Origin of the sequence: Microbacterium sp. CFBP9034 (assembly GCF_034045255.1) — a bacterium.
Classification (GTDB): Bacteria; Actinomycetota; Actinomycetes; order Actinomycetales; family Microbacteriaceae; genus Microbacterium.
This window is the reverse complement of record NZ_JAXCWC010000001.1, coordinates 1,061,494-1,086,264: the sequence shown is the minus strand read 5'-3', so window position 1 is coordinate 1,086,264 and position 24,771 is coordinate 1,061,494. Positions and strand designations below refer to the sequence as shown.

General features: G+C 68.2%; 19 protein-coding genes and 3 tRNA genes. 4 read left to right on the top strand and 18 right to left on the bottom strand.

Annotation, left to right across the window (positions count from 1 at the left end; genetic code table 11):
- Positions 1-207 precede the first annotated feature (207 nt).
- Entirely contained in the window at positions 208-1,053 is an 846-nt protein-coding gene (locus SOM19_RS04825) for a hypothetical protein (RefSeq protein ID WP_320485415.1), read from the top strand.
- A gap of 692 nt (positions 1,054-1,745) precedes the next feature.
- Here SOM19_RS04825 and SOM19_RS04820 read toward each other — a convergent pair.
- A complete protein-coding gene (locus SOM19_RS04820; RefSeq protein ID WP_320485414.1) occupies positions 1,746-2,900 on the bottom strand; it encodes a TolB family protein in 1,155 nt (384 codons plus the stop codon).
- A 293-nt stretch (positions 2,901-3,193) separates the two neighbouring features.
- Here SOM19_RS04820 and SOM19_RS04815 point away from each other — a divergent pair, with 293 nt between their 5' ends.
- Positions 3,194-6,598 carry an nSTAND1 domain-containing NTPase gene (locus SOM19_RS04815; protein ID WP_320485413.1) on the top strand — a complete coding sequence of 1,135 codons (3,405 nt, stop codon included), beginning with the start codon at positions 3,194-3,196 and terminating at the stop codon, positions 6,596-6,598.
- 170 nt (positions 6,599-6,768) lie between these two features.
- Here SOM19_RS04815 and SOM19_RS04810 read toward each other — a convergent pair whose 3' ends face one another.
- From SOM19_RS04810 to SOM19_RS04790, 5 genes are all read right to left on the bottom strand, one after another.
- Positions 6,769-7,281 carry a cupin domain-containing protein gene (locus SOM19_RS04810; protein ID WP_320485412.1) on the bottom strand — a complete coding sequence of 171 codons (513 nt, stop codon included), beginning with the start codon at positions 7,279-7,281 and terminating at the stop codon, positions 6,769-6,771.
- 345 nt (positions 7,282-7,626) lie between these two features.
- Positions 7,627-7,700 (bottom strand) — tRNA-Met (locus SOM19_RS04805).
- A 33-nt stretch (positions 7,701-7,733) separates the two neighbouring features.
- A tRNA-Thr gene (locus SOM19_RS04800) sits at positions 7,734-7,805 on the bottom strand.
- A gap of 63 nt (positions 7,806-7,868) precedes the next feature.
- Positions 7,869-9,440, bottom strand: coding sequence for a peptidoglycan DD-metalloendopeptidase family protein (locus SOM19_RS04795; protein ID WP_320485411.1), 1,572 nt, complete (start codon positions 9,438-9,440; stop codon positions 7,869-7,871).
- Positions 9,441-9,777: 337 nt separating this feature from the next.
- Complete coding sequence (locus SOM19_RS04790) at positions 9,778-10,575, bottom strand: inositol monophosphatase family protein (protein WP_320485410.1); 798 nt, start codon at positions 10,573-10,575, stop codon at positions 9,778-9,780.
- A 47-nt stretch (positions 10,576-10,622) separates the two neighbouring features.
- Between SOM19_RS04790 and SOM19_RS04785 the strand changes: the two genes are divergently transcribed.
- A complete protein-coding gene (locus SOM19_RS04785; protein ID WP_320485409.1) occupies positions 10,623-12,221 on the top strand; it encodes a phytoene desaturase family protein in 1,599 nt (532 codons plus the stop codon).
- Between the two features lie 34 nt (positions 12,222-12,255).
- On the opposite strand, the gene SOM19_RS04780 is transcribed toward SOM19_RS04785, so the two are convergent.
- From SOM19_RS04780 to SOM19_RS04735, 10 genes are all read right to left on the bottom strand, one after another.
- Positions 12,256-13,212, bottom strand: a complete 957-nt coding sequence (locus SOM19_RS04780) for a hypothetical protein (protein WP_320485408.1) — start codon at positions 13,210-13,212, stop codon at positions 12,256-12,258.
- A 149-nt stretch (positions 13,213-13,361) separates the two neighbouring features.
- Positions 13,362-13,446: transfer RNA gene (locus SOM19_RS04775), tRNA-Tyr, on the bottom strand.
- Between the two features lie 110 nt (positions 13,447-13,556).
- The gene (locus SOM19_RS04770) at positions 13,557-14,471 is read right to left on the bottom strand and encodes a PfkB family carbohydrate kinase (RefSeq protein WP_320485407.1); all 915 of its coding nucleotides are present in this window, start codon (positions 14,469-14,471) and stop codon (positions 13,557-13,559) included.
- A complete protein-coding gene (locus tag SOM19_RS04765; RefSeq protein ID WP_320485406.1) occupies positions 14,468-14,968 on the bottom strand; it encodes an FBP domain-containing protein in 501 nt (166 codons plus the stop codon). The genes SOM19_RS04770 and SOM19_RS04765 overlap by 4 nt, the downstream gene beginning before the upstream one ends.
- A gap of 85 nt (positions 14,969-15,053) precedes the next feature.
- Positions 15,054-15,959, bottom strand: a complete 906-nt coding sequence (locus SOM19_RS04760; protein WP_320485405.1) for a bile acid:sodium symporter family protein — start codon at positions 15,957-15,959, stop codon at positions 15,054-15,056.
- Positions 15,960-16,029: 70 nt separating this feature from the next.
- On the bottom strand, positions 16,030-16,830 hold the full coding sequence (locus tag SOM19_RS04755; RefSeq protein ID WP_320485404.1) for a hypothetical protein: 801 nt from the start codon (positions 16,828-16,830) through the stop codon (positions 16,030-16,032).
- The gene (locus SOM19_RS04750; protein ID WP_320485403.1) at positions 16,827-18,797 is read right to left on the bottom strand and encodes a glycoside hydrolase family 13 protein; all 1,971 of its coding nucleotides are present in this window, start codon (positions 18,795-18,797) and stop codon (positions 16,827-16,829) included. Before SOM19_RS04750 ends, SOM19_RS04755 begins: the two co-directional genes overlap by 4 nt.
- A 121-nt stretch (positions 18,798-18,918) precedes the next feature.
- Entirely contained in the window at positions 18,919-19,800 is an 882-nt protein-coding gene (locus tag SOM19_RS04745) for a sugar ABC transporter permease (RefSeq protein WP_320486661.1), read from the bottom strand.
- Positions 19,801-19,886: 86 nt separating this feature from the next.
- The gene (locus SOM19_RS04740) at positions 19,887-21,479 is read right to left on the bottom strand and encodes an ABC transporter permease subunit (RefSeq protein WP_320485402.1); all 1,593 of its coding nucleotides are present in this window, start codon (positions 21,477-21,479) and stop codon (positions 19,887-19,889) included.
- 92 nt (positions 21,480-21,571) lie between these two features.
- Positions 21,572-22,816 carry a sugar ABC transporter substrate-binding protein gene (locus SOM19_RS04735; RefSeq protein ID WP_320485401.1) on the bottom strand — a complete coding sequence of 415 codons (1,245 nt, stop codon included), beginning with the start codon at positions 22,814-22,816 and terminating at the stop codon, positions 21,572-21,574.
- Between the two features lie 272 nt (positions 22,817-23,088).
- Here SOM19_RS04735 and SOM19_RS04730 point away from each other — a divergent pair, with 272 nt between their 5' ends.
- On the top strand, positions 23,089-23,577 hold the full coding sequence (locus tag SOM19_RS04730) for a YajQ family cyclic di-GMP-binding protein (RefSeq protein ID WP_320485400.1): 489 nt from the start codon (positions 23,089-23,091) through the stop codon (positions 23,575-23,577).
- 58 nt (positions 23,578-23,635) lie between these two features.
- On the opposite strand, the gene SOM19_RS04725 is transcribed toward SOM19_RS04730, so the two are convergent.
- Together SOM19_RS04725 and SOM19_RS04720 are read right to left on the bottom strand one after the other, a co-directional pair.
- Positions 23,636-24,037 carry a DUF2255 family protein gene (locus SOM19_RS04725; RefSeq protein ID WP_320485399.1) on the bottom strand — a complete coding sequence of 134 codons (402 nt, stop codon included), beginning with the start codon at positions 24,035-24,037 and terminating at the stop codon, positions 23,636-23,638.
- A gap of 3 nt (positions 24,038-24,040) precedes the next feature.
- On the bottom strand, positions 24,041-24,742 hold the full coding sequence (locus tag SOM19_RS04720) for a mycothiol transferase (RefSeq protein ID WP_320485398.1): 702 nt from the start codon (positions 24,740-24,742) through the stop codon (positions 24,041-24,043).
- Positions 24,743-24,771: the final 29 nt, after the last annotated feature.

Below are 24,771 nucleotides of genomic sequence, written 5' to 3'. Positions count from 1 at the left end.
CGTGCCGACAAGCGGACTTGATAGCGCCGCCATAGCGACGAGTTGGAGAACCGATAATGGTCGCATACACTCCTCATTAGCATCGAAGAGGATTTGTCTGCCGCCACTCGGCCACAGCAGATGGCGCTCCTGCTTCGAGCCAGTGACACCCCTCGGCAACCGCCGCGGGACCACCTCGCAATGACGCAGGACGAAAGAGACACACCCATGCGCAAGACCTTCCTCGGACTCGCGGTCATCGCCGCGCTCGCCGCCCCGCTCGCCCTCGGCGCAACGGCCCATGCCGCCACACTCGACACCGCCGGAAAGGGCCTCGTCGGCAAGGGCGAGGTCCAGTCCGCATTCGGCTGGAACAACGCCAAGATGCAGGGCGCCACCCTCATCGGCTTCACGTTCTCCACCACTCAGGCTGCGACGCAGTCGGTCTCGCAGGACGCGTCGCAGGTTGTCACCGAGCACGGCTCACAGACCGTCGTCCGCACGCTGTCGTGCACGGTGGACGGCAAGAACAAGCACTTCGAGGCGTACGGCACTCGTGAGGGCGACCGCATCGGAAGCCGCGAGGGCGAGCGCACCGGCAGCCTTGCCGGGTCGCTGGCGGGCAGCCTCGTCTCCGACATCGCGTACGACAACAAGGGCAAGAACGGTCAGTGGACCGGCTTCTACCTCACCAAGTTCGCGGCCGGATCACCGTCGTTCTCCCCCACCGGCAGCCCGGTCTGGGATGACCAGGCCACCTACACCGAGCCGGCCACCTTCGCCGGCGACCTCATCCTCGGCGACATCGAGTGGGGTGGCTGGCAGTCCGAGCCCGGTGAGAACCCGAACGACTGCACCCGTACCGACAGCATCAACGGCATCCCTGTGGTCTCCAACCTGCACGATGAGCTCGACGAGACCGCGCCCCTCACGACGACCGTCGAGTACGGCGCCGAGTCCTTCGACGAGACCAGCATCGCGAACGTGGGCGGCCCGACCGGCACCGGCCCGGTCTCGCTGTTCGTCACCTACAACGGCACCACCAAGCCGCTGACGATCACGCCCGCCGTCTGATCCAGCACCAGCAATGAAGCGCCCCATGCCTCCTGGCCTGGGGCGCTTCGGCGTTCGGTCACACCGCGGACAGGACTTGGTCAGGCCTCGGGCAGCAACGCCTGGTGGCCTCGGTCCCGTGCGCCCCGCCGGGCGCATCCTCCTCGACAGGGGTCGACAGGGAGACGCTGGCTCCGGGCAGTGCTCTCAGGCGCGTCCACGTGGGCAGTCACCGAGGCGCGCAGCGGCGCTCACGCGCGAGATGTCGCCGAAGCCCTGCTAGCGGGCGTCCATTCGCGGGGCGTCAAACCCGCGACGCATGTGGGCGAATTGTGGGCAAACGACACCTCTGCGCATTTCGCGCACGAACCGAGGGAACAGAAAAACCCCGGCGAACCGGGGCTTTCAAACGGTAGCAGGAGAGAGATTCGAACTCTCGACCTCACGATTATGAGGAATCGCCAGGCGCGGGAGCTCGGGGCAGAAGGGGGTGACTTCCGCCGATTTCCAGCCTTCATGGTCGCTCAGGGAGAAGCCAGGGAATAGTCAAGCTCGCCTGGATTCTCCAGAGTATGGGCAGATTGTGGGCAGGAGCCCTCTATGCCCCGGCACAGGACCTACTGGTCGAGCGCCACCAAGAGCAGGACCCGCGACCTGTCGCTGGCGCCGCCTGTGGACCGAGACTCAGGCAAGTAGCCGCTCTTCCAACGGCTTCATCCAGCCCAGCTCTGGAAGTCATTGAGTCGGTGGATCCACAATGAGCCGATGAGATCTGGCGCCTCCCAGAGGACCGTGGTCTCGGCGACCGCATCGAGCGGGACAGCGAGGAGTGCCCAGCTTTCACTCGCCTCAGCCGATGTCGTCTGTCTCCAACCAACCAAGCGCAGGTTGCGGCTGTCCGGCGCCCAGGTGACGACGACGGGCAGCCACTGAACGGCCTCGCCGCCCTCGGCGGTCACGGTCGGACGGAGCACAGACTGAGTCGCGACCGGCCCCAGTCGATCGTCCGCGCTGACGGTCACGATCACGACCTCCTCGTCATTGCGGAACAGCAGCAGCTCATCCCCTCCGTGCGCCGGGTCGTGGGTGCTCCTCTGGAAGACGATCCGCTCGCCGTCGGCCGACCAGACGGGCCCGATCGCCCACTCATGGTGCGTGTAGTTTCCGGCGACGAGTCTCCGGTCAGAGCCATCAGCGCCGATGAGCCACAGGTCGTATTGGTTCCAGCTACCAGCGCGACGTCGTTCGACGGCGAGCGTCGTGCCGTCCGGCGATGCCGTGAGAGCGACGGAGCCTTTCGTGTCGGGTATCGTCCGCATCCGTTGTGTAGCGATGGAGTACACGACGATGCCGAGCCGATCCGCGATGTACAACCCGGCTCCGTTCGGTGCCCATTCGATGTCGGCCGCCGCGACCTCGGTGAGTCGGCGGATCTCGCCCGTGGCGGCCTCCACGATCCAGACGACGCCTCCCGTGCCCCATGGCTCACCGGGCCACCATGACGTGTTGAAGGCGACCCAGCGGCCGTCGGGGGACCACAAGGGGCACGGCGGCTTGGTAGTGCCGCCAAGCGGCACCACCGTGGAGGTACTGGGATCTCCCGGCCCAGTCAGGTCGGTGATCACGAGGGCGGGATGTCCCCAGGCGATCTGGGAGTGCCCCGACGCCTGGCCCGAGGCGAGACGTGTCCCATCCGGAGAGAACGCGGGGCAGACCTGATCCAGGTCATCGTCATTCGTTCCGAGCACCCGATGGGCCCGCTCTCCTGGATTGACGAAGTAGATGTCGCCCGACAGGCCGGACGAAAACGCAATCGTCCCTTGTCCGTCAAGCACGTCGTCCCGTGACGGCAGCAGCTCGGCATCCACTTCCGGGGCCGCGGCGGAAGTCGCCGATGGGGTTGTGGTGCAACCCACGGTCCCGAGGCACATCAGGAATGCGACCGCCATGCCCAGTCCGCGCGGTGCGCCGGCGTGACGAGTCTCGACTGGGTGATCTTGTGCAGACATGGCACATCCTCGGTTGATTCGGGAAGCAGCTTTCGGCTTCGTGGACCATTCGAGGGCCAGGAAGTATCGCGCCGTTAACGCAAGGAGCGCTGGAGTATCACGGCGGTATCACGCCTCTTGACGCACCCCTGTTTGGGTCTCACAGTGGCGTCATGGATCTGCGTGTCCTCGGGTCCCCGACCCTTGGCGATGGACGGATCGCGCTGACGCATCGCGACCGCCTCGTGATCTGCGCCCTTGCCGCCCGCCTTGGCCGTGCTGTCTCGGCTGAGTCACTTGCCGATGCGCTATGGGGTGAGAAGCCGCCCGCCTCCTGGAGGAAGGTCGTCGCCGGCTGCATCATGCGTCTGCGCCGGGCCATCGCGCCGGCGCGGATCGAGACCACGGCGCTGGGCTACCGTCTCGACCCGGAGGCTGTGGAGCTTGACGTCGAGAGTTTCGAGCGGCTCGCGGCCCGCGGGTCGCAGCTGCTGGCGCTCAAGGAGCCGGATCGCGCCGGCCATGCCTTCGCCGAAGCGCTCGGACTCTGGCGCGGGCCGCCGTACGCTGAACTGCCCGACTGGGAACCCGCACGAGTCGAGGCGTTCCGACTTGAAGACCTCCGCCTCGCCGTCGAAGAGGCCCTGCTCGATGCGCAGCTGCAGTCCGGTGATCTCGTCGATGCGGCCACCCAGGCGCGCGCCCGAGTCGCGGAATCTCCCTTGCGTGAGCGTCGCTGGGTCATTCTTGCCCTGGCGCAGTACCGCCAGGAGCGCCAGGCCGACGCGCTGGCCACGGTCCGCCGCGGTAGAGAGTTGCTCGCCGCCGAACTCGGGCTGGACCCGTGCGCCGAACTCGCCGCGCTCGAGCAAGCCATCCTCCGACAGGATCCCGAGTTGCAGTCAGGCGTTACGTTCCGGGCAGCGAGCGCAGAATGCCCGTACTTCGGGTTGCCGCCCGCCACCATCGACGACGGCGAGCGCTACTTCGGCCGGGAGGACGAGCTTAAACGCGGGCTGGACGAACTGGATCAGCATGGCGTGCTGGTGGTCTCCGGCTCATCGGGCGTGGGCAAGTCCTCTTTCGTACGGGCCGGGCTCGGAGCGCACTTCGCAGCTCGGGGCAAGCGGGTCACCGTGTCCACCCCGGGCGAGCGACCTCTGCAGATGCTTCGCGAGGTTGCAGACCACGACAGCGAGTCCGTGCTGATCGTTGACCAATGCGAGCAGGCCTTCGCGAACGACGACCCCAACGAGGTTCGGCGCTTCTTTGAGGAAGTTGCGCGTCTGGTGTTCCGCGGTATGGTCGTGCTGGCCATTCGCGCGGATCGCCTGGGCGAACTCAGCGACCAGGGCTTCGCCGGGGTCATCGAGTCGCACCTGCTGATGCTGCGGCCGCTGTCGGGAGACGGGTTGCGCTCGGTCATCGAGAAGCCCGCGATGCAAGCTGGCCTCATCCTCGAGCCCGGCCTGGTCGAGATCCTCACCCGCGACGCCGACGGGCGGAGTCTTCCGCTGCTCTCCCACGCACTGCACCAGGTCTGGCAGCGCCGCGAAGGGCGCGTGCTCAGTGTCGACGGGTACCGGGCGTCGGGCCAGATCGATGGCGCCGTGGCCCAGACGGCGGAAGAGGTTTTCGCGGAGCTCTCGGACGAGGGCCGCGGTCACGCGCGCGACATCCTGCTCCGGCTGGTGGAGCCGTCCGACGGCGGATTCATCTGCCAGCGAGTGAGCCACACGTCCGTCGCGATCGACGACGTCCATGCGCGGGTTGCGGGTCGGCTCGTCGACGCACGCCTTGTCACCAGCGACGACGAGTCGTACCAACTCGCCCACGAAGCGGTTGCTCGCGAATGGCCGCGATTGCGGGAGTGGCTCGTAGATGATGTTGAGGGTCAGCGCATCATGCGCCACCTGAACGCCGCCGCGACCGCGTGGGATGCGATGAGTAGGCCCGACAGTGAGCTCTACCGAGGCGTCCGTCTTAACGCGGCGCGGCAGTGGCGCGCCTCCGCCGCCCCCGTGCTTGCACCAGTCGAATCGGCGTTCCTCGATGCCGCGGGCGAGCGCGAGGCAGCCGACCTCAACGCCACAGAGCGTCAGCTTCGCCGCGAACGGCGCTCCGTCAGGCGCTTGCGCTGGCTTGCGGGCGCGACCGCGTGCCTGGCCGCGGTCGCACTCGCGGTCGGCACCGTCGCCGTGATTCAGGTTGGCGTGCTGAACAAGCAGGCAGTCATCGACGAGGCGCGTCACATTGCTGCGCTAGCCGTCGAGGAGCCCGTGTACGAGCGCGCTTTGCTCATGGCGGTGGAAGCGATCGGCCTCTGGGATGCGCCGACGACACGCAGGGCTCTCCTGGACGTCATGGGTGAAAGCCCGCGGATCACGAGCGTGACCCGCGTGAGCGGAGACGCCGCCGTGCAGCAGATGTCGCTCGGAACCGACGGCTCGACCGCCGTTATCGTCGGCGATGATCTCACCGCCAGAATGATAGACCTCGACGGGCGTGCGCAGCTGTTCGCATACGAGCGAGGCACCGACACGGTCTTGGATGCGCTGCCGGCGCCCGACGGCCGTCTCACACTGAGCGTGCTGACCGAGGACTGTGATGTCCGCGAGTTGTGCGACGCTCCCTTTGCGCGCTCTCTGGAGCCGAGGGACGCCGAGGGGGAGGCGACCTATTACGACGGGTTCAAGGAAGTCATTGATCTGGAGTACTCGCCCGACGGCTCCTGGGTGGCCGCGATCGCGCCGCTTCCGTGGGTAGATGAACCCGGGAACGTCGCGATGTGGAGAGCCGATGGGTCTGGTGCACCGCAGCTGCTCGATCTGCCCGATGCCGGCACAAATCCCGGTGCACCGAACTGGGCCAATGCGTTCGGGCGAGTGAGGTTCTCGCCCGACGGCTCTCGGCTCTACGCCAGCGGGTTCGGCCCCACGGCGATCTTCGATACACACACCGGTGCTCTCGTCGGCGAACTCACTGGCCAAGGCATACTCGCCGTCAGCCCGGACGGCGAAGCCGTGCTGATGCGGGATGGCCAGAAAGCGGCCCGAATCGTCGACCTCGCCGACCCTGACCGATCCATCCTCCTGGAGACCCCGTCCACCGTCATAGACGGGGTCTTCTCCCCGGACGGCACACGCGTGGTGACGACGTCAGGAGACCGCGCATGGGTCTGGTCGACCGGGACCGGAGATCTGCGGGACTCTCTGGAAGGACATGTCGGCGAGGTGACCTCCGCAGCGTTCCGCCCGTCGGGAGAACTCGTCACGGCGGGCGAAGACGGAGCGCTGATCACATGGACCATGGGGGACTGGAGCTCTTCATTCCGGGACTGGATCCGTGAAGGCAGTGAGCTGTTGGTGCCACGGGACGACCGCACTCTCGTGTTCAACGATTCGGAAGGCCGCCGGGTCGGCATCGCCGCAGACCCCGAGATCTGGCGGGACCGGGCTTGCGCCATTGCGGGCCGAAGCCTCACCGAGGCCGAATGGCAGGAGCTCTTCAACGACCGCCCGTACAAGCCCGCCTGCCAGCCCAGCTTCGCTGACCCGTCTGCAGAATTGGTTCCCTAAGACGATGGCCTTACGGGGCGGCGGAGTCGCACCGTGAGCTATGAAAGGACTTCGCCCATCCCCGGATGGACTGCGCGGCGGCCACGCGCCGATGCCGGCAGCTGAGGCTCACGCCATACAAAGGTGTGTATGTGAAGTGTCGTTCGACAGCTCGATCTGGAGCCGTATGGTCACTGCCCGGGGCAGGTACCGGGGTTCGGGACGTCAGTCCTTGGCGATCCGCCCGGAGGGACATCTGGGAACGTGACGTAAAGGACGTACGGGACTGTGCCGGTGTTGACGACCTGATCCACTTCGCCAGGCTTCTCGATGAATGCCTGCCCCGCGCTGTACGTCTCGATCTCGCAATGGTTTCCGATCGATTCGTAAACGGTGAGTGAGCCCTCCTTGACAACGATGATCGCGCCGCCCGGATGCGAGTGCCACCCAGAGGAGCCGCCCGGTTGAACCGTGATCGTCGCCATGGCGACGTCTGTTCCAACGTGCAGTGGGATCGTGCCGTTCGACACGTTTGTCCCACGCGTCAAGAGAACCTGGTTCAGCTGAGACGGCGGCGTGGCGTAGACGGCTCCGCTTGACAGTGCGACACCGGCGACGCCGAGCAACAGGGCGAAAGCCCAACGTGACTTCAGTCTTCCTTCTGCCGTGGCCGACTTCTTCGCGCGGCGAACAATGGTGTCCATATCACTCTCCCTTAGGTGAGCGCGGAGCCGAATGGCGAGGAAGTCTTCTCTAACCCCGCTGGCTCCGTCGCAATTGCGGTGACCATGCACCCAGTCGGTATCAGCGAGGTATCGGCGATACGGAAACCTCCGCCCGAGGCACCGGTCGTCCGCAATACGCCGAATCGTGAGGTCACCCAGCGCCAGCTCCGCAGGATTGCGCGAGAGCGGTCCACTTGGAAGGCGTCGAAAAGAGCGACGCACGTGGGCAAATGTGGGCAAATTGTGGGCAAACGACACCTCTGCGCATTTCGCGCACGAACCGAGGGAACAAAAAAACCCCGGCGAACCGGGGCTTTTCAACGGTAGCAGGAGAGAGATTCGAACTCTCGACCTCACGATTATGAGTCGTGCGCTCTCACCAACTGAGCTACCCTGCCGTACGGCATCCGCTCATCGAACGGGATGCTGCGAGCCCCGAGTCAGGATTGAACTGACGACCCCTTCCTTACCATGGAAGTGCTCTACCACTGAGCTATCGGGGCGTTGACCTGCAAGCAGGCAACTAGAAGAGGATACCAGAGCGCGGCGGCCTCTTTGAATCGAGGTCACCCTCCGGCGTGCTCCCTGAGCCATGGCATCGGGTCGATCGCGGTGGTGCCGTTCATCAGGATCTCGAAGTGCGTGTGGGCGCCGTAGGAGCGTCCGGTGTTGCCGGTGCGACCCAGGAGCGTGCCGACGGTGACCTTCTGGCCGGCCGAGACCTGCAGCGAGCCGTACTGCATGTGCGCGTAGTGGCTCGAGACCAGCTGGCCGTCGATCATGTGGTCGATGATGACGTGCACGCCGTAGGCGCCACCGGCCTCGGAGGCGACCCGGACAGTGCCCTCGGCGATGGCCTGGATCGGTGCGCCGGCGCCCGGGGTGAAGTCGATTCCCTCGTGCATGCGGCCGGAGCGCATTCCGAACCCGTACGACATCGTGACTCCGACGGCGAACGGCCACTGGATCGCCGAGTTCGGGTCGTTCACGAAGAGGTTCGAGAAGTTGCGGATGCCGGCCTCCGACGCGAGCTCCGCGATCGTGGTCGTGTCGTAGCTCTCGGTGCGGTCGAGCGCGTCGGGCTCGACGCCCGCCGGGGCGACGTACGCCTGGATCTCGTCGGCGGCGATCTCGGTGGTCGCGGTCTCACCGGGAGCCACGATCGACATCGGCGCGCCGACCCCGCTGGCAGCGGCGACGGCTGCGGCCGGTGTGGTCATGCCGACGGTCATGAGCCCGACGATCCCCATCACTCCCACGGAGAACGAGGCGGCGGTGACGCGGCGGAAGGCGGCGCCACGGTTCGGGCGGGGCTCGCGAACCGCGGACTGCGTGCGAGCGCGCTTGTCACCGTCGGCTCTCGGCTGGGCGTCGAACTGCACCGGCAGTTCACCGGTGAACGAGAAGAGACGGGCTGCGGCTTCGAACTCGTCGACTCCGGATGCCGCGGGCCGAGGTGATGCGAACGGCTCGGGCTGCGGGGCGGGCTCGGCGCGGAGCTTGCTCTCAGGCTGCGGGGCGGGCTCGGCGCGGAGCGTGCTCTCAGGCCGCGGAGCTGGCTCGACGCGCACCGTGCGCACGCGACGGGCGGACGACTCGGGACGGGCCGCGCGCGGCTCAGCGGCAGGAGCGGTCGGCGCCGGAGCATCGGCGACGACCTCGAGCAGCACGACATCTTCGAGGACGGGCGCGAGCAGCTCGAACGGCTCGGCCGGTGCGAGAACGGCTTCGAGCATCGGAGCCGGCGCCGGGGCGCTCGGCAGTTCGGCGCGGAAGGACGGTGCCGTGCGCTCGGTCTCGGCCGGAGCGACGGGGGCGATCGGCGGCAGGTCGGCGGCCACGGGCTCGTGCTGCTGCGGGGCGCGACGCGAACGTCGGCTCGGCGTCGGCATCGGCGGCTGGGGCGGCGCGACCGGTGCGGACACGGGCTCGGCGGCGGCGACCGCGTCGGCGATCGGCACCGGCGTCGAGGCGAGGTCGAGAGCGGCCGACGCGGGGGCGGGCGCGGCCGGTGCGGCGGGAAGGTCGGTGAGGGGCTGCGCGTGAGCGGGAGCCTCAGGCTCGACCGGGATCACCGGTGCGAGGGGGCCGGGGGCCGACTCCTTGATCTTCGCCTCGACAGGACGCCCCCACACCACGGCGGGACGATCAGAGGCGACGCCTGCTTGCCGGCGCAGTTCTGCGCGCGAGGGACCGAGGGTCTCCGACGACGCCTGGACAGGCGTGGGCGAGGTCCGGCTGGATCGGCGTGTGGGCGCAGGCTCAGCCATCGGGGCGTCAAAAAGCAAGCGGGAAGTGCTCTCGGTCGTGTCGCTTCGGGGGGCAACGGTACGGTCGTCGGGCAAATGACCACCTTCGCCATTCGGGCGGCAAAGGTAACGATCGGGTAAACACTACTCCGGCCGACCTGAGAATGCGATGTGGCCTGTGGATAGTTTCGGCGTTTCGTAGGGAATGCTTACGAAACGCCCGGGTTCATCCCAGCGCGGCCGTCAGGAGCCGGTCGAAGAGCAGCGGACCGCACGCGACGCTCAGCGCGCTGGAGGCGGTTCCGCCGAGGCCTCCCCCACCCACCATGCCCCCCGCTTCGGTGACGAGCAGGGCGCCGGCGGCGTGGTCCCAGGGCTGGAGGCCGCGCTCGAAGTAGCCGTCGAGGCGTCCGGCGGCCACGAATGCGAAGTCGAGCGACGCCGCGCCCGCTCGGCGCAGATCCCGCGCCAGGGGCATGACTCGTGCGACTCGCTCGAGGTCGCCGGCGTGCGTCGCGGGGTCGTAGCCGAAGCCGGTCGCGAGCAGTGCGCCAGCCGGTGAGGGCTCGGCGTTCACCACGAGGCGCTGCTCTCCCCGCCAGGCGCCGTCCCCGCGCGCCGCGTGGAACAGCTCGGCCGACGCGGGGTTGAAGACGACGGCCGAGATGGCCTCCCACTGCTCCGGCGTCGGCTCGCCGGTGACTGCCGCGATGCTGACGGCGTACTGCGGGATGCCGTACGCATAGTTCACGGTGCCGTCGATCGGGTCGACGACCCAGGTGATGTCGCTCAGTCCTCGCTCGGCCCCCGTCTCCTCACCCAGGAAGCCGTCGTCGGGGCGTTCGGTCCGCAGCCTCCTGCGGATGAGGGCCTCCACCTCGCGGTCCGCCTCCGTGACGATGTCGGCGAGGGCGGATTTGGTCGCGGCGATGGCGACACCCTCCGTCCGGCGGACGCGGGCGAGCTCGCCGGCCTCCCGCGCGATGTCGATCGCCAGTGCTTCGAGGTCGTGTGCCAGGCCCATGCGTCCACGCTAGCGGCCGGCCGCCACGGGGGCGTTAGCGTGGACGCATGGCCAGCGCAGCCCGGATCCGAACCCACGACGTCGTGATCGTCGGAGGCGGGCACAACGGCCTCGTCGCCGCCGCATATCTCGCCAAGGCCGGACACTCGGTCGTGGTGCTCGAGCGCCTCGACCACGTGGGCGGAGCCGCGGTGTCGCAGCGACCCTGGGCAGGGGTCGACGCGCGGCTCTCGCGCTACTCCTATCTGGTCAGCCTCCTGCCGCAGCAGATCATCGGTGACCTCGGGCTCGACATCCGCCTGAAGCGTCGGCGCTACTCCTCGTACACGCCGGACCCCACCGATCCTTCGCGGGGCATTCTGATCGACACGGCGGATGCCTCGGCCACCGCCGCATCGTTCACCCGGGTCACGGGCGGCACGACGGAGGCCGGTCGCTTCGCCGCCTTCTACGACCGTCTGGCGCCGGTCGCGCAGCAGCTGTTCCCGACGGTCACCGAGCCTCTCCCCCGGCGCCGTGCGGTGCGCGACCGGATGGACGACCCGGCGCTGTGGACGGATCTCTTCGAGCGGCCGCTCGGTGAGATGCTCCGCGCCTCCCTCGACACCGACATCGCGCAGGGCATCGCCCTGACCGATGGCCTGATCGGCACGTTCGCGTCGGCCGACGACGAGAGCCTGCGCCAGAACCGCTGCTTCCTGTACCACGTGATCGGCGGCGGAACCGGCGACTGGGACGTCCCGGTCGGCGGCATGGGCCGTGTGAGCGGCGAGCTCGAGCGCGCAGCGCGTGCCGCCGGCGCGGACCTCCGCACCGGCGTCGAGGTCACCGCCGTGAGCCCCGACGGCGAGGTCGCCGTGGTGCTCGACGGCCGCACGGAGACTCTCCGCGGTCGGATCGTGCTCAGCGGGGTGGGCCCGTCGGTGCTCGCGCGCCTCCTCGCGGCGGCCGGAGTTCCAGGAAACACGGAGGTTGACGCTCCCGAAGGTGCGCAGGTGAAGGTGAACCTGCTGCTGCGGCGGCTCCCGCGCCTGCGCGATACCGGCGTCGCTCCCGAGGCGGCGTTCGCCGGCACCTTCCACATCAACGAGACGCTGTCACAGCTCGACGCCGCGCACCGCACCGCATCGGGCGGTGGCATCCCGGACCCTCTCCCCGCAGAGATCTACTGCCACTCGCTCACCGACCCGTCGATCCTCGGCCCGGACCTGCGGGCATCGGGCGCGCACACCCTGACGCTCTTCGGCCTCCAGGTGCCGCATCGGCTCGTCGCCGGCCGAGATCGGGATGCCGCACGCTCGGCCTTGCTCGCGGCCGCGCAACGCTCCCTCGACTCCGTGCTCGCGGAGCCCATCGCCGACCTGGTCTACGAGGCGCCCGACGGCACGCCCTGCATCGAGGCGCGGACCACTGCCGATCTCGAGGAGTCGCTCGGCATGGTCGGCGGCGACATCTTCCACGGATCGCTGTCCTGGCCCTGGGCCGAGGACGACGAGGATCTCGGTTCCCCCGCCCGGCGCTGGGGCGTCGCCACCGACCACGAAGCGCTGCTGCTGTGCGGGTCGGGCGCTCGGCGTGGCGGGGCGGTGAGCGGGCTGGGCGGACACAACGCCGCCATGGCCGCGCTCGAGCTGCTGCGCGGCTGAGCCGGCGAACGCACCGGGGCGAGCTGGCCCGGAGCTACGGCCTCGGCGGCAGCGGAGGCGGTGGCGGGTAGCCCTCGTAGCCCGACGGAGTCGGCGTGGCCGGTGCCGTCGGCGCCTGCGGCGCGCTGGGAGCCGGCTCGGGTGCGCCGAAGATATGCGCGCCCGGCGTGGGATAGCCCGTGTAGTACGCGTTCCAATCGGGGGAGCCATCGGGAAGCATCGGCAACGGCGTGCGTCCGTCCACGTAGGTCGGCCACGGCAGCAGCTCCGCCTGCGCGGACTGCGGCTGCTGGGCGATCGAACCCTGCGCCCCGCCGTAGGGGGCCGCCGGGTAGCCGCCGAACGGCCGCGGCTTCCGGGGCGCGAACAGAACGTTGATGAGCGGGATGAGCGCCGTGCCCACCGCGGCCAGGATCGCGACAGCGACCACGATGCGCCAGTAGATGTCGGGGAAGGAGAGGTACTCGCCGAGCATGAGCGGGATGACCAGGAGGGCGGCGAGCGCGACCACCAGTGTGATGGTGATGATCGCGACGGTCCGCGTGAACGCCGTGTCGTGACGCTGGAAGGCCTTCGTGTAGAGGCGCGCGTGCAGGAGTGCGAGCTGCAAGATCAGCACGATGAAGAGGAACTGCACGAACCTCGAATAGCCGCCCCACGAGTCGACCTCGGGCATCCAGATCATCACCGCGCCGATGAGCAGGGTAACCACCCAGACGCCCATGCTCGCGAGCGCGAACCAGCCCGGTCGGCCCGGAGCGAGGTGCGCGTCGAGGATCGTGACGCCGGCGAAGGCCACCATCAGGAGGATCGTGAGGAAGGCGCGACCGACGATGCCGTTCTGCTCACCGACCAGGACCCAGATCACACAGACGATCGCGGCGGCGATGAGGGCGCCGATGGCGACCCAGATCGCGGCCCGCAGCAGCGACGAGACGGGAGCGTCCGCGCGCGCGGGCGGAGCCGCGGCGTAGGGGTCGGGCACTGTCATGGCGATCCTCCTGTCGCGGGCACTCGTCCGCACGCCCATCCTGGCACGGGGCCCGGCGCGAGCGGGAGGAGCGCGACGCCCCGTGCACCTCTCGGCCCGGCGGCTCACACGGGAAATGAAAGAAGCGCCCCACGAGGGGGCGCTTCCGGTGGTGGCGAGTGAGGGATTCGAACCCCCGAATGCTGAGCAGTCTGATTTACAGTCAGATCCCTTTGGCCGCTTGGGTAACTCGCCAGACGCATCCGTCCGACTTTTCCAGCCGACCGGAGGCGCGATCCATAATCTTACGCTGTCTCCGCCGGTGCTGGAAATCGTCCGGCCGCAGGGCTGCCCGAGGGCCCGATTCAGGTGCCGATGCGGTCGAGATCGAGGCCTTCGAGCGCGGCCGGCGTGCGCAGCAGCGCCCCTTCGAACCGGCAGGTCGCGGCCGCGGCATCCATTGCCGAGTGCAGCACCCGCGTCCACTCCTCGTCGCCCGCCGGCGTACGGTCGACGAGCGCTGCGACGGTGGCCGCGAACGCGGCGTCGCCGGCCCCCATGGTGTCGACGATGCGCCCGGGGAGGTTCGAGATCGGGGCGGTCACGACGACGTCGCCCGACTCGATCGTCGCGCCGGCGGCGCCTTCGGTCGCGAGCACGGCGGCGCAGCCCAGATCCACCAGCCGGGCGCGCAGGGCGTCGAGCGGCGTGCCGTACAGCAGCGCGGCGTCGTCCTCCCCGACCTTGACGAGCGCGGCGCCGGCGGCCAGTCGCTCGAACCCGCGCACGAACTCGTCCTTGTCGTGCAGCATCCCGGAGCGCGGGTTCGGGTCGACCGCGACGCCCACCCCCGCCGCGGCGACCGCCTCGGCGAGCTCCTCCGCCTGCTCGGCGTCGTCGAACGCAACGCAGCTCGCCACGACGAGCGCGGCATCCGCCATCGCCTGCCGCTCGTCGTCGCCGAAGCGGATCCGGCGCTGCTTGGCGGCGTCGTTGAAGACGTACTCGGGCTCGCCGCCGCCGCTTCTCGTGCTCACGGCGCGGGCGGTGCCGTGGATCGACGGAGTGGCGAGGAGCTCGACACCGTAGTCCTTCAGGTAGGAGCGGATGTGCACGCCGGCTTCGTCCGCGCCGACCATCGCCACGAGCGTCGCGGGAACGCCGAGCCGCGTCAGGCCGACCGCCACGTTGAGCGCCGCTCCCCCGACGAACTCCCGCACGCCGCTGTCGTCGCGCAGCTCGTCGACGAGCGCATCGCCGACCACCACCACCCGGGTCATCGGCGGCTTCCGGCGGTCTCGACCACGCGCTCGACGAACGCCTCGGTGCGTCGGCGGGTGCCGTCGATGCGCCGGTCGACGCTCGCCCGCACCTCGTTCGGCGCCAATGGCATCGCGAGCCGCACGTTCTCGTGGCACGACAGGTCGGCGCAGATGTACCGGCCCACGCTGTCGCCGTGCTCGCCCGCCTCGCCGGCCTTGCGCGCCGTGAACAGCGTCACCTGGTCCGCCGGCTGCGTGGTGTGGCAGAGGTCGCACATGGCCGACCTGGCGCGGGACGTGCCGTCGGCCGACCGCAGCACGACCCCTCTCACGTCGCCGTCGATCTCCGCGATCACGTATCCGCGTCCGCGTGTGCGCGGATCACGCCAGGCGAAGAAGTCGAGGTGATCCCAATCGGCCAGCAGGAAGTCCGTCGGCAGCGCGACGATCCGCAGCTCATCGGGTGAGGCATTCACGAACGATGCACGCACATCGTCTTCGGTCAGTGGGCGCATTGGCACCTCCTCGGCCGTCTCAGTCTACGAACGACGGACGACCCCGGTACACCCGCTTCCGGCGCTCTCGCTCCCTGCCGGGTCTTCAGGCCGGGGAGGCCGTCTCGGCGGCGTCGTCGGCCGGCTCGAGGGCGTCGGCCGCGGCGGAGCGGTCACGGATGAGGAATCCGAATCCGAAGGCGATGAAGAACATCAGCACGCCGTACACCGCCGCGGGGAGGCTCAGCTCGACCGAGTTGAGCACCGTCTGGGCGATCACGATCGCCAGGGTGGCGTTGTGGATGCCGATCTCGAACGACGCGGCGATGGCCTGGCGCTTGCCGATCCGGAGCCACCGCGGCACCAGGTAGCCGATCGTCAGGCTGATCACGCAGAACACGATCGTGATGAGCGACAGGCGGGCGAAGTTCTCGACGAGCAGCGTCCAGTTCGACGCCACCGCCCCGGCGATGACCACGATGAGAATCACGACCGATGCGATGCGGACCGGCTTGTCCATGGCTCGGGCGAAGCCCGGCCAGAAGCGGCGCACGAGCATGCCGATCGCGACGGGCACCAGCACGATCGCGAACACCTCGAGCACCTTGGACCACTGCATGCCGAGCTGGCTGTCGAACGGATCGAAGTACATGATCGCGAAGTTCGTGATGATCGGCAGGGTCACCACCGAGATCACCGAGTTCACGGCGGTCAGCGAGATGTTCAGCGCGACGTCGCCGCGGAACAGGTGGCTGTACAGGTTGGCGGTGGTGCCGCCGGGCGACGCGGCCAGCATCATCATGCCGACGGCGAGCACCGGTGGCAGCTGGAAGGCCAGCACGAGGCCGAAGCAGATCGCCGGCAGGATGATCAGCTGGCACAGCAGCGCGATGATCACCGCCTTCGGCTGCTTCAGGACCCGGGCGAAGTCGCCCGCGGTGAGACTGAGCCCGAGTCCGAACATGATGATGCCCAGGGCCACGGGAAGGCCGATGGTGGTCAACGCTGACATGGGACTCAGTGTGCAGGAATTCGCGACTCGGTGTCACGCCCCTGTGGAAACCGGTCGATCCGGGTCCGCATCAGACGGCGGCGGCGTTCCACCCCAGGCGTCGTGCGACGGTGTCCGCGGCGGCGGAGGGGAACGCGTCCCACCCGGGCTCGAGGATCTCCCGCGCCAGGTCGAAGAGCGAGCGCGCGGCGTCCTCCGCCGGCTGCTCCACCGCCGCAGCCAGGCGCGCCCCCCACTCCGGGAAGTCCTGTTCGAACCGCCGGACGGGATCGATCGTGTCCCGGAGAGACGTGGATGCCTCGGCGCAGCGCCCCCGGATCGCTCGCACCAGCAGCTGCACCGTCCACTGCCGGATGAAGAACCCGCCGCCCAGCACTTCGCCGCGCCGGACGCGCCCGACGCCGATCAGCAGCTTGACGAGCAGCAGCCGGGTGTCGTTGGCGGGATCGAATCGGTCCGCCGCCGACGCGCGGGCGCGGGAGCGCTCGATGAGGCCTGCCGTGGATCCCTCGGGGTCGTCGACCACCACCGTCGCGTCCTCGGCGAGGGCACCGGCGAGCTCGTCCACGTCGGAGAGCGCGAACTCGAACACGTGCCCGTCGTCGTAGACCGCCGCGAATCCGATGTCTCCCTCGCGCGCCGTGAGCACGAGCCGGTCCTGGTCGGGCAGCCAGGAGAGGTCCGGCCGCACCTGCGCGCCACGCCCGGCCTCGGTGATCGCGAAGAAGTCGTGATCCGACCACTCGTCACGGCGATGGGATGCCTCGTCCGACGCCGATCCGAGCAGCACGAGGCCGATCAGCCCGTCGCGAGCCCGCACGCCCTCGGCCAGACCACGGCTCAGCGCGTCGAAGCGCTCGGCGGCGGTCATGCCGACTTCACGATGTCGGCGGGGCTGGGCTCGGAGGCGTCCACCACGCCGCGCGACACCTCGTCTGTGCCGGCGGAGGTGAGCGGTGCGGGCGCCGCCACGCCGGGCAGAATCCACACCGCGAATGCGGGCCCGTCGGCTGACAGGAGCACCGATCCGTCGTCGGCGACGCCGAGCAGCGCATCGCCGAAGACCGCCTCGGCCGCCGCCGCCCCGGCGAGCGCGCCGGTAGGGAGTGCGGCATCCGCATCGCCCTTCGAGGCGAGCACGAGGACCGTCTCGAAGGGCGACTCCCGCACGAAGACGACCGTCTCGTCGTCGACGTGCAGCCAGCGGAACCCGCCGGACTGCAGCGCGGGGTGGGCCCGGCGCAGCGCGATCAGTTCCCGGTAGAGCGCGATCCGCTCGGCCACGTCGGGTTCGCCCTCGGTGCCCCAGGGCATGGGGGTGCGGCTGTCCTCGCCGTCGATGCCGGTCAGTCCGAACTCGTCGCCGGCGAAGACCACGGGAAGCCCGGGCATCGTGAGCGACAGGCCCACGGCGACCGGGATCACACCGGGCGCGGCATTCGTCGCGAAGCGGGCGGTGTCGTGCGAGTCGAGGGGCTGCATGTTGCCCAGGCGAACGCGCCAAGGGATGCCGGCCGAGAAGCGGGTGACCGATTCGGCGAACTGGCTCGCGGTGTAGCGCGGGATGCCGCCGATCGGCTGTCCGAAGAACCAGGGCTCGGTGAGCTCGACGCCGGTCGCATCGAGGTACGGCTTCCCGGTGGGCTCGCTGAGCCAGCCCCAGAGCGGCCGCGTGAACGACGGATAGGTCATGGCCCCGTGCCAGCCGTCGCCCTGCAGATCGCTCACGGCGTCGTTCGTCGACTCGCCGAGCAGGATCGTCTCGGGGTTGATCGCGTGCATCGTCCGGCGCAGCAGCTGCCGCACCTCGGCGTTGAGGTCGATGTCGCCGAGGCGGCCGGTCATGTTGGCGACGTCGATGCGCCACCCGTCCGCGTTGTACGGCGGCTTCAGCCACTTCGCGACGACCGAGTCCTCGGCCGAGACGAACCGCCGGCGCAGCTCCTCCGACGACCAGTCGAACTTCGGCAGGCTCGCGTAGCCCAGCCACGACACGTACTCGCGGTTCGCGTCGTCGGTGAAGTAGTAGAACTCCTCCTCCGGGGCGCCCGGGTGACCCAGTGCCGCACGGAACCACTCATGACTGTCGCCCGAGTGGTTGCTCGTGAGGTCGCCGATCACACGGATGCCGCGGCCATGCGCCGCCTCGATGAGCCGCATGTACGCCTCATCGCCACCGAGCAGCGGGTCGATCCGCTCGAAGCTGCCCGCGTCGTAGCGGTGATTCGACTCCGCCGGGAAGACGGGCGTGAGGTACAGCAGGTTCACGCCGAGCGACGCCAGGTGGTCGAGCTTCTCGATCACCCCGTCGAGGTCGCCGCCGTAGAACTGCTGCGAGCGCGCGGGCATGACCGGGTCGACCGGGTCGGTCCACTGCGCCGGGATCGCCCAGGCGGGCGTCGGGTAGGTGTCGGCCTTCGCCGACCGGGCGAACCGGTCGGGGAAGACCTGGTACAACACGGACTCGTCCATCCAGGCCGGCGGGGCCGGCGTGGCCACGAGCGCGAAGTCCTCCGAGTCGAGCGTCTCGATCCGGTGCAGGCCGGTCTGGTTGAGCCACTCGACGCGGCCATCCTGGTGCTGCAGCATCCACCGGTACCCGTGCCGCGGGTTGCGCACGGTGACCGCCGCCTCCCACCAGACCCACCCGTCGGCCGAGCCGAGCGGCTCGGCGTCGGTCCACTCGGGCTCGTGGTCGGGGTTGGATCGCGTGCGCACGGCCGCGAGAGGCCCGTAGCCGGCGGGAACGCGGAGCCGGACGGCGACCACGTCACCGAGGGCGGGGGCGAGGTCGGACACGTGCAGCGACGAGCCGTCGTGGTGGGGAACGAGGGTCATGGCATCACTTTCAAGAGTCGACAGCACGCGCCGCCGAGATGCGACGTGGTTGCACGGCCGATGCCATGGCAGAGCCCTTGAATTGTGGTGGATCCAGGATGCCGCGGCCCGCGGCATCCGTCTACTTCACACTGCCCGAGACGAGACCGCCCGCGATGTAGCGCTGCGAGACCAGGAAGAAGACCATCACGGGCAGGGCGGCGAGCACCGCGCCGGCGGCGAACACGCCCCAGTTCTGCGACATGAAGCCCGACACCAGCTGGAACAGTCCGATGGCGACGGTCTGCTGCGCGGGGTCGTTGAGGATCACGCTCGCGATCGCGAATTCGCCGATGATGCCGATGAAGGTCAGCAGTCCGATGACGATGAGGATCGGCGTCACCAGCGGGAGCATGATCGTGAAGAAGACGCGGGCGTGGCCGGCGCCGTCGATCTTGGCTGCCTCGTCGATCGCGACCGGAACGGTGTTGAAGAACCCGTACATGAGGAACGTGTTCACGCCGAGAGCGCCGCCGAGGTAGATCATGATGAGGCCCGCGTGCGTGCCGAGGCCGATCGCCGGGAACACGTCGCTGATCTGGATCATGAGCAGGAAGATCGCGGTGATCGCCAGCAGCTGCGGGAACATCTGGAGCACCAGCAGCGTCGCGAGTCCGAAGCGGCGACCGGTGAAGCGCATGCGCGAGAACGCGTACGCGCCGAGGGCGCACAGCAGCACCGTGAACACGCTGGTGATGATCGCGATGACGAGGGAGTTGGCGTACCACTGCGGGTAGGGCAGGTCCGGATCGGTGAACAGCCGCACGTAGTTCGAGAAGTCGATCGAGCGGAACAGCTGGTTCGATCCGGTCAGCGTGCCGATCGGGTTGAGCGACACCGAGAGGATGTAGAGCAGCGGGAAGAGGGCGAACACGATCGCGATCCACGCGATGACGTGGCGCCAGCCGGTGTCGACGAACCACGCCTTGAACGAGCGGCGACGGTCGGTCTTGGTGCGTCGCATCGTCTTCTCGCCGAAGGCGGTGACCCCGCCCGCGCCCATCGTCTCGATGCGCTCGAACTCGCGCACGTTCCGGTTGAGATCGGACATCAGTTCAGATCCTCCAGTGCCTTGGTCTGCCGGAAACTGACCACGGCGACGATCGTCACGATGATGAAGATGAGGATCGAGAGCGCGGAGGCGAGACCGAGGTCGCGCCCTCCGCCGCCGCCGAAGGCGACCTTGTAGACCATCGTGATCATGATGTCGGTGGCACCGATGTCGAGCGTCGTATCGGTGAACCGGGGATTGCCTCGCGTGAGCATGTAGATCACGCCGAAGTTGTTGAAGTTGTACGCGAACGTGGCGATGAGCAGCGGTGCGACGGCGACGAAGAGCAGCGGCATCTTGACCGAGCGGAAGATCCGCCAGGCGCCGGCGCCGTCCATCTTGGCCGCCTCGACGATGTCGTCGGGGAGCGACTGCAGCGCGCCCGTGCACACCAGGAACATGTACGCGTAGCCGAGCCACATGTTGACGAAGATGACGCTGAATCTGGCGAGCCACGGATCGCCGAGCCACGGGATCTGCGCACCGCCGAGAAGGACCTCGTTGATGAACCCGAACTCGGTGTTCAGCATGCCCGCCCACACCAGGCCGGTGAGGTACGCGGGGAAGGCGTAGGGCAGGATCACCAGCACGCGGTAGATCTTCTTGCCCCGCAGCGTCGGGTGGTTCAGCACGACGGCGAGGAAGAGGCCGAGCGCGAAGCAGACGAGCGTCGACAGCGCAGCGAAGGCGAAGGTCCAGATCGTCACGCGCACCAGCGGGTCGCGGATCTGCTCGTTCGTGAACGCGTAGGCGAAGTTATCCCAGCCGATCACGACACGCCACCCCGGAGTGAGCGTCTCACCGCTCTCCGCCCGGAAGTTGCCTTCGCCGTCATCGACGTACACCTGACCCGTTTCGGTGTCGGTGAAGGTGTCGGCGGCCTCGTCGTACTCGAGGCTGGAGGTGTAGACGTACGCCTTGCTGCCGTCAGAGGTGCGGATGGTGCCGTCGTTGATGTCGTCGCTCACGGGCACGTCGAGGGCGAGCACTTCATCCTGGAAACGGATGATCTGGTTCAGCTGGAGCTGATCCCAGCCGTCGGGGGCTCCGGATGCCTCTTCGAGGGGCTGCTCGCTCGTGCCGAAGGACGTCGTGCCATCGGGGTCCGTGACGAGGAGCCCGAACTGGTCGGCCAGCTTGAAGACCTCGACAGTGAACTCGGGCGAGTCGGGAACGCGGTCCTGCGACGTGAGGATGATCTGCTCGATCGCATCCTCTTTGGTGCTGTTGTGCTGATCGCCGGCGTTCGTGAACGCGATGTAGCCGGTGTAGATGATGACGAAGATCTGGAAGACGGCGAGGAAGACCAGACCGGGAGTGAGGTACTTGCCCGGCAGGAGCCCCGGACGCAGGTAGACGTAGTTGACGCCCGCGACGACGAGCGTCAGCAGCACGGCGGCGATCCAGTCGCCCTTGGCGATGAGCACCCACACACCGAAGACGGTGAGGGCGTCGATGACCGCGAGGAGGACGACCTTCACGATGAGGGCCAGCAGTCCGCCCGGCGTCAACCGGCGGCTCGGTGCGCGGAACGGGTCATCGCCCCACTTGGTCGGGACCGCGGACTTGGTCGCGGACTTCACATCGGCCATCGAGGGACGCTCCTGTTTCGCAGGTTCTTGGGATCAGGGTAGTGAGGCGGGTGGAGCCGCGATGCAGCTCCACCCGCCCGTCACTGCGGCTGTCAGCCGATCTTGGACTGGATGTTCGTCGCAGCGGTCTCCCAGACCTCCTGCGGGTCACCCTCGCCCTTGATGAGCTGGAGCTCGGCGTTGCCCCAGTCGGACCACACCGAACCCATCTCGGGGATGGCGGGCATGGGCGCGCCGGTCTGGCCGATCTTGCCGAATGCCTCGACGTCGGGGTCGTCGGCAGCGGCGCTCTCGTAGGCCGAGATCAGTGCCGGCGGGCGTCCGCCGACCTCGAACAGGCTGAGCTGGGCGTCCTCGGTGCTGAGGTAGTTGACGATGAAGTCGGTCGCCGCGAGGGAGTTCTCCGACTTGCTCGACAGGAAGAAGCCGTTGACGCCCACGAACGGACGCGCCTCTTCGCCACCGGCGCTGGGGAGCGGGTCAATCGCGTAGTTGATGCCTGCATCGGCGATCGCGGGGATGTTCCACGGACCGGTCAGGTAGTACGGCGACTTGCCCGCGATGAAGAACTCGCGCGCCTTGTCGCCGTCGATGTTGGCGTTGAGGATGCCGTCGGCACCCCACTGCTTGAGCGCGGTGGCGAACTCGACGCCCGCCTCGTCGCCGAGCACGAGCTGCGACGGGTCGTACGAGCCGTCCTCGTTCTGCGCGAACACCTGCGAGCCGAACGAGGTCTGCAGCGGGTACAGGTGGTACGGGTCGCCCTGCTCGGGCGAGAGCCCCACGAGGAACGGGTACTCGGTGCCCGCGGCCTTGCCGTTGGCGATGACCTCGTCGAACGTCGTGACCGGCTCGGCAACGAGATCGGCGTTGCGCACGAGCGCCACGTTCTCGATCGAGTACGGCACGCCGTAGACCTTGCCGTCGTACGTCATGGCCTGGAGGGCCGCCTCGGCGAACCCGTCGGACACGGCGCCGAGCTCGAGCGGCGCGACGACACCGGCCGCCACGTAGGAGCCGAGCTTGTCGTGGGGGCTGACGATGACGTCGGGGCCCTTGCCGGTGGGAACCTGGCTGATGAAGTCCTGGTCGACCGTGGCGAAGTCCTTGGTCACGAGCTTCACCTCGACGCCGGTCTCCTCGGTGAAGGATGCTGCGACGTCTTCGAGCGCGGGCTTGCGCTCGATGTCGGTCCATACCGTGATGGGCGTCGTGTCCGTGTTCTCGCCGCTGCCGTTGTCGCCGTTGTCTCCGCCGCTTGCGCAGCCGGAGAGCACGAGCGCGCCACCCGCGATGAACGCGCTGATGGCCAGCGCGCTCTTCTTGTTCACCTTCATCGGTGTGTGCCTCTCTGAAGTGCTGATGGGTTCGACCGGCCTCTACGCCGGCGCCGAGCACCGTTGAAGGCCGTTCTTCCACTCGCAGAAACCTGCAAGCGCTTACATTGTTACCACGATCGACCCTGAGCGCAACCTGTGATTGAGGGGATCGATACGAGTTCGTGACTTGCGAATAACGCTGAGTGACCGCGAAATGGCCCAATCTGCAAGCGCTTCCAAGCACTTGCCCTCTCGCGGTGACGACGGGGTGCCCGGATAGACTGGTGGGCATGGCTGATTCTTCCTTCGACATCGTCAGCAAGGTCGACCACCAGGAGGTGGAGAACGCTCTCAACCAGGCCCGCAAAGAGGTCGAGCAGCGCTACGACTTCAAGGGCACCGGTGCGTCCGTCGAGTGGAGCGGCGAGTCCCTGCTGATCAAGGCGAGCACCGAGGAGCGCGCCAAGGCCGTGCTGGACGTCCTCCAGTCCAAGCTGATCAAGCGCGGCATCTCGCTGAAGAGTCTCGAGTCGGGCGAGCCGTTCGCGAGCGGCAAGGAGTACCGCATCGTCTCGACGATCAAGGACGGCATCTCGCAGGAGAACGCCAAGAAGATCGGCAAGATCATCCGCGATGAGGGCCCGAAGGGCGTCAAGTCGCAGATCCAGGGCGACGAGCTGCGAGTGCAGTCGAAGAGCCGCGACGACCTCCAGGAGGTCATCCGCATCCTCAAGGCGGCCGACCTCGAGGTCGACCTGCAGTTCATCAACTACCGGTAGCGCTCGCCTCTGACCTGGGGTTTCTGGCTTCAGTCGGCAAGGAGTCCGCGAGGCGCACTCAGCCGGTCGGGGTGAGGCGAAGTGTGGATGCCGCAGCTTCCGCGGTTACCATGCTGCGGGCTGCGAGATCGCCGTACTTCCTTCGATATGCGGCGTCTACGATCGCGGCATCCGTGTTGCCAACGGCGGCGACCATCACATCGACAGTGGCGTGGCCGACACGGAGGCGTGCGACCCCCGACCTCACTGCCCCGCCGTACCAACCGGTTTCGCGCCGGTGCCACGTGCGAACGAACACGTCAGCCTCGGCGACGACGACCCAGATCGGCGTCCAGCGGCCGTGACCGCCGTCGCGTCGCGGCGCGGAGACTTCGATCTCGATCGCCTCGAAAAGGGTGCTCAGCTGCTCGGGCGACCACGACGGGGCGGCGCCAACGGCGACCGGCCGTGCGTCCGACATGGGTCAGCGCCTCATCTCGCCGAGTGCGGCGAAGCGGATCATGTGCGCCTCGCCGGCATGCAGGGCATACTCGTGCACCATCTTGAGAAGCGACCATCGCAGCGTCCGGCCATGTCCGAGTCCGCGCGCGTCGAGCGATGAGGAGGCGCCGATCGCGGCATCCGCTCGCTCCATCTCCGCCAGCCAACCGCGGACATCATCGCCGACGCTGTCCAGCGATCCACCTGTGTAGTCGTCGTCGCCGTAGAAGTCTTGCTCACCGTCACCGGTCAGACCCCAGCCGAGATAGCCTGCTTCCATTTGCCGCATGTGGCGGACGAGGCCCACGACCGAGAGCTCCACGGGAGGGACCGACCATTGCCGAGCTTGCTCTGCCGACAGGTCGCGGAGCTTACGGAGAAACTCGTGGCGCTGATACTCGAGCCACGCGACCAGGTCCGCCCGTTCATCGCCGGTGTCATCAGGCTCGCTCCAGCGTGACAGGTCGACTCCCGTGAGCAGAGGAGTGGGTGCCTTGCCAACGGTGGGCTCGGCAGGGGAAGCCCGGTTCGCCGGCCAATCCCGCTGCAGACCGATCGCGTCGGTGAGCGCTTCGACCGCGTCGGCAAGTTCCTCGAGCTCCGTCGGAGACAAGGATGGCAACGCCGCTGCAAGACGCGAGACCAGCGTGAGGGTTCCTGATCCGTTCAGGGGGTCCGACATCATGTTCGTCATTCTCGACCGCGCGCCGTGTC

Coding starts and splice junctions, on each gene's coding strand:
- SOM19_RS04825 (WP_320485415.1), top strand. CDS start 208: ATGCGCAAGACCTTCCTCGGACTCGCGGTCATCGCCGCGCTCGCCGCC.
- SOM19_RS04815 (WP_320485413.1), top strand. CDS start 3,194: ATGGATCTGCGTGTCCTCGGGTCCCCGACCCTTGGCGATGGACGGATC.
- SOM19_RS04810 (WP_320485412.1), bottom strand. CDS start 7,281: ATGGACACCATTGTTCGCCGCGCGAAGAAGTCGGCCACGGCAGAAGGA.
- SOM19_RS04790 (WP_320485410.1), bottom strand. CDS start 10,575: ATGGGCCTGGCACACGACCTCGAAGCACTGGCGATCGACATCGCGCGG.
- SOM19_RS04785 (WP_320485409.1), top strand. CDS start 10,623: ATGGCCAGCGCAGCCCGGATCCGAACCCACGACGTCGTGATCGTCGGA.
- SOM19_RS04780 (WP_320485408.1), bottom strand. CDS start 13,212: ATGACAGTGCCCGACCCCTACGCCGCGGCTCCGCCCGCGCGCGCGGAC.
- SOM19_RS04770 (WP_320485407.1), bottom strand. CDS start 14,471: ATGACCCGGGTGGTGGTGGTCGGCGATGCGCTCGTCGACGAGCTGCGC.
- SOM19_RS04765 (WP_320485406.1), bottom strand. CDS start 14,968: ATGCGCCCACTGACCGAAGACGATGTGCGTGCATCGTTCGTGAATGCC.
- SOM19_RS04760 (WP_320485405.1), bottom strand. CDS start 15,959: ATGTCAGCGTTGACCACCATCGGCCTTCCCGTGGCCCTGGGCATCATC.
- SOM19_RS04755 (WP_320485404.1), bottom strand. CDS start 16,830: ATGACCGCCGCCGAGCGCTTCGACGCGCTGAGCCGTGGTCTGGCCGAG.
- SOM19_RS04750 (WP_320485403.1), bottom strand. CDS start 18,797: ATGACCCTCGTTCCCCACCACGACGGCTCGTCGCTGCACGTGTCCGAC.
- SOM19_RS04745 (WP_320486661.1), bottom strand. CDS start 19,800: ATGCGACGCACCAAGACCGACCGTCGCCGCTCGTTCAAGGCGTGGTTC.
- SOM19_RS04740 (WP_320485402.1), bottom strand. CDS start 21,479: ATGGCCGATGTGAAGTCCGCGACCAAGTCCGCGGTCCCGACCAAGTGG.
- SOM19_RS04735 (WP_320485401.1), bottom strand. CDS start 22,816: ATGAAGGTGAACAAGAAGAGCGCGCTGGCCATCAGCGCGTTCATCGCG.
- SOM19_RS04730 (WP_320485400.1), top strand. CDS start 23,089: ATGGCTGATTCTTCCTTCGACATCGTCAGCAAGGTCGACCACCAGGAG.
- SOM19_RS04725 (WP_320485399.1), bottom strand. CDS start 24,037: ATGTCGGACGCACGGCCGGTCGCCGTTGGCGCCGCCCCGTCGTGGTCG.
- SOM19_RS04720 (WP_320485398.1), bottom strand. CDS start 24,742: ATGATGTCGGACCCCCTGAACGGATCAGGAACCCTCACGCTGGTCTCG.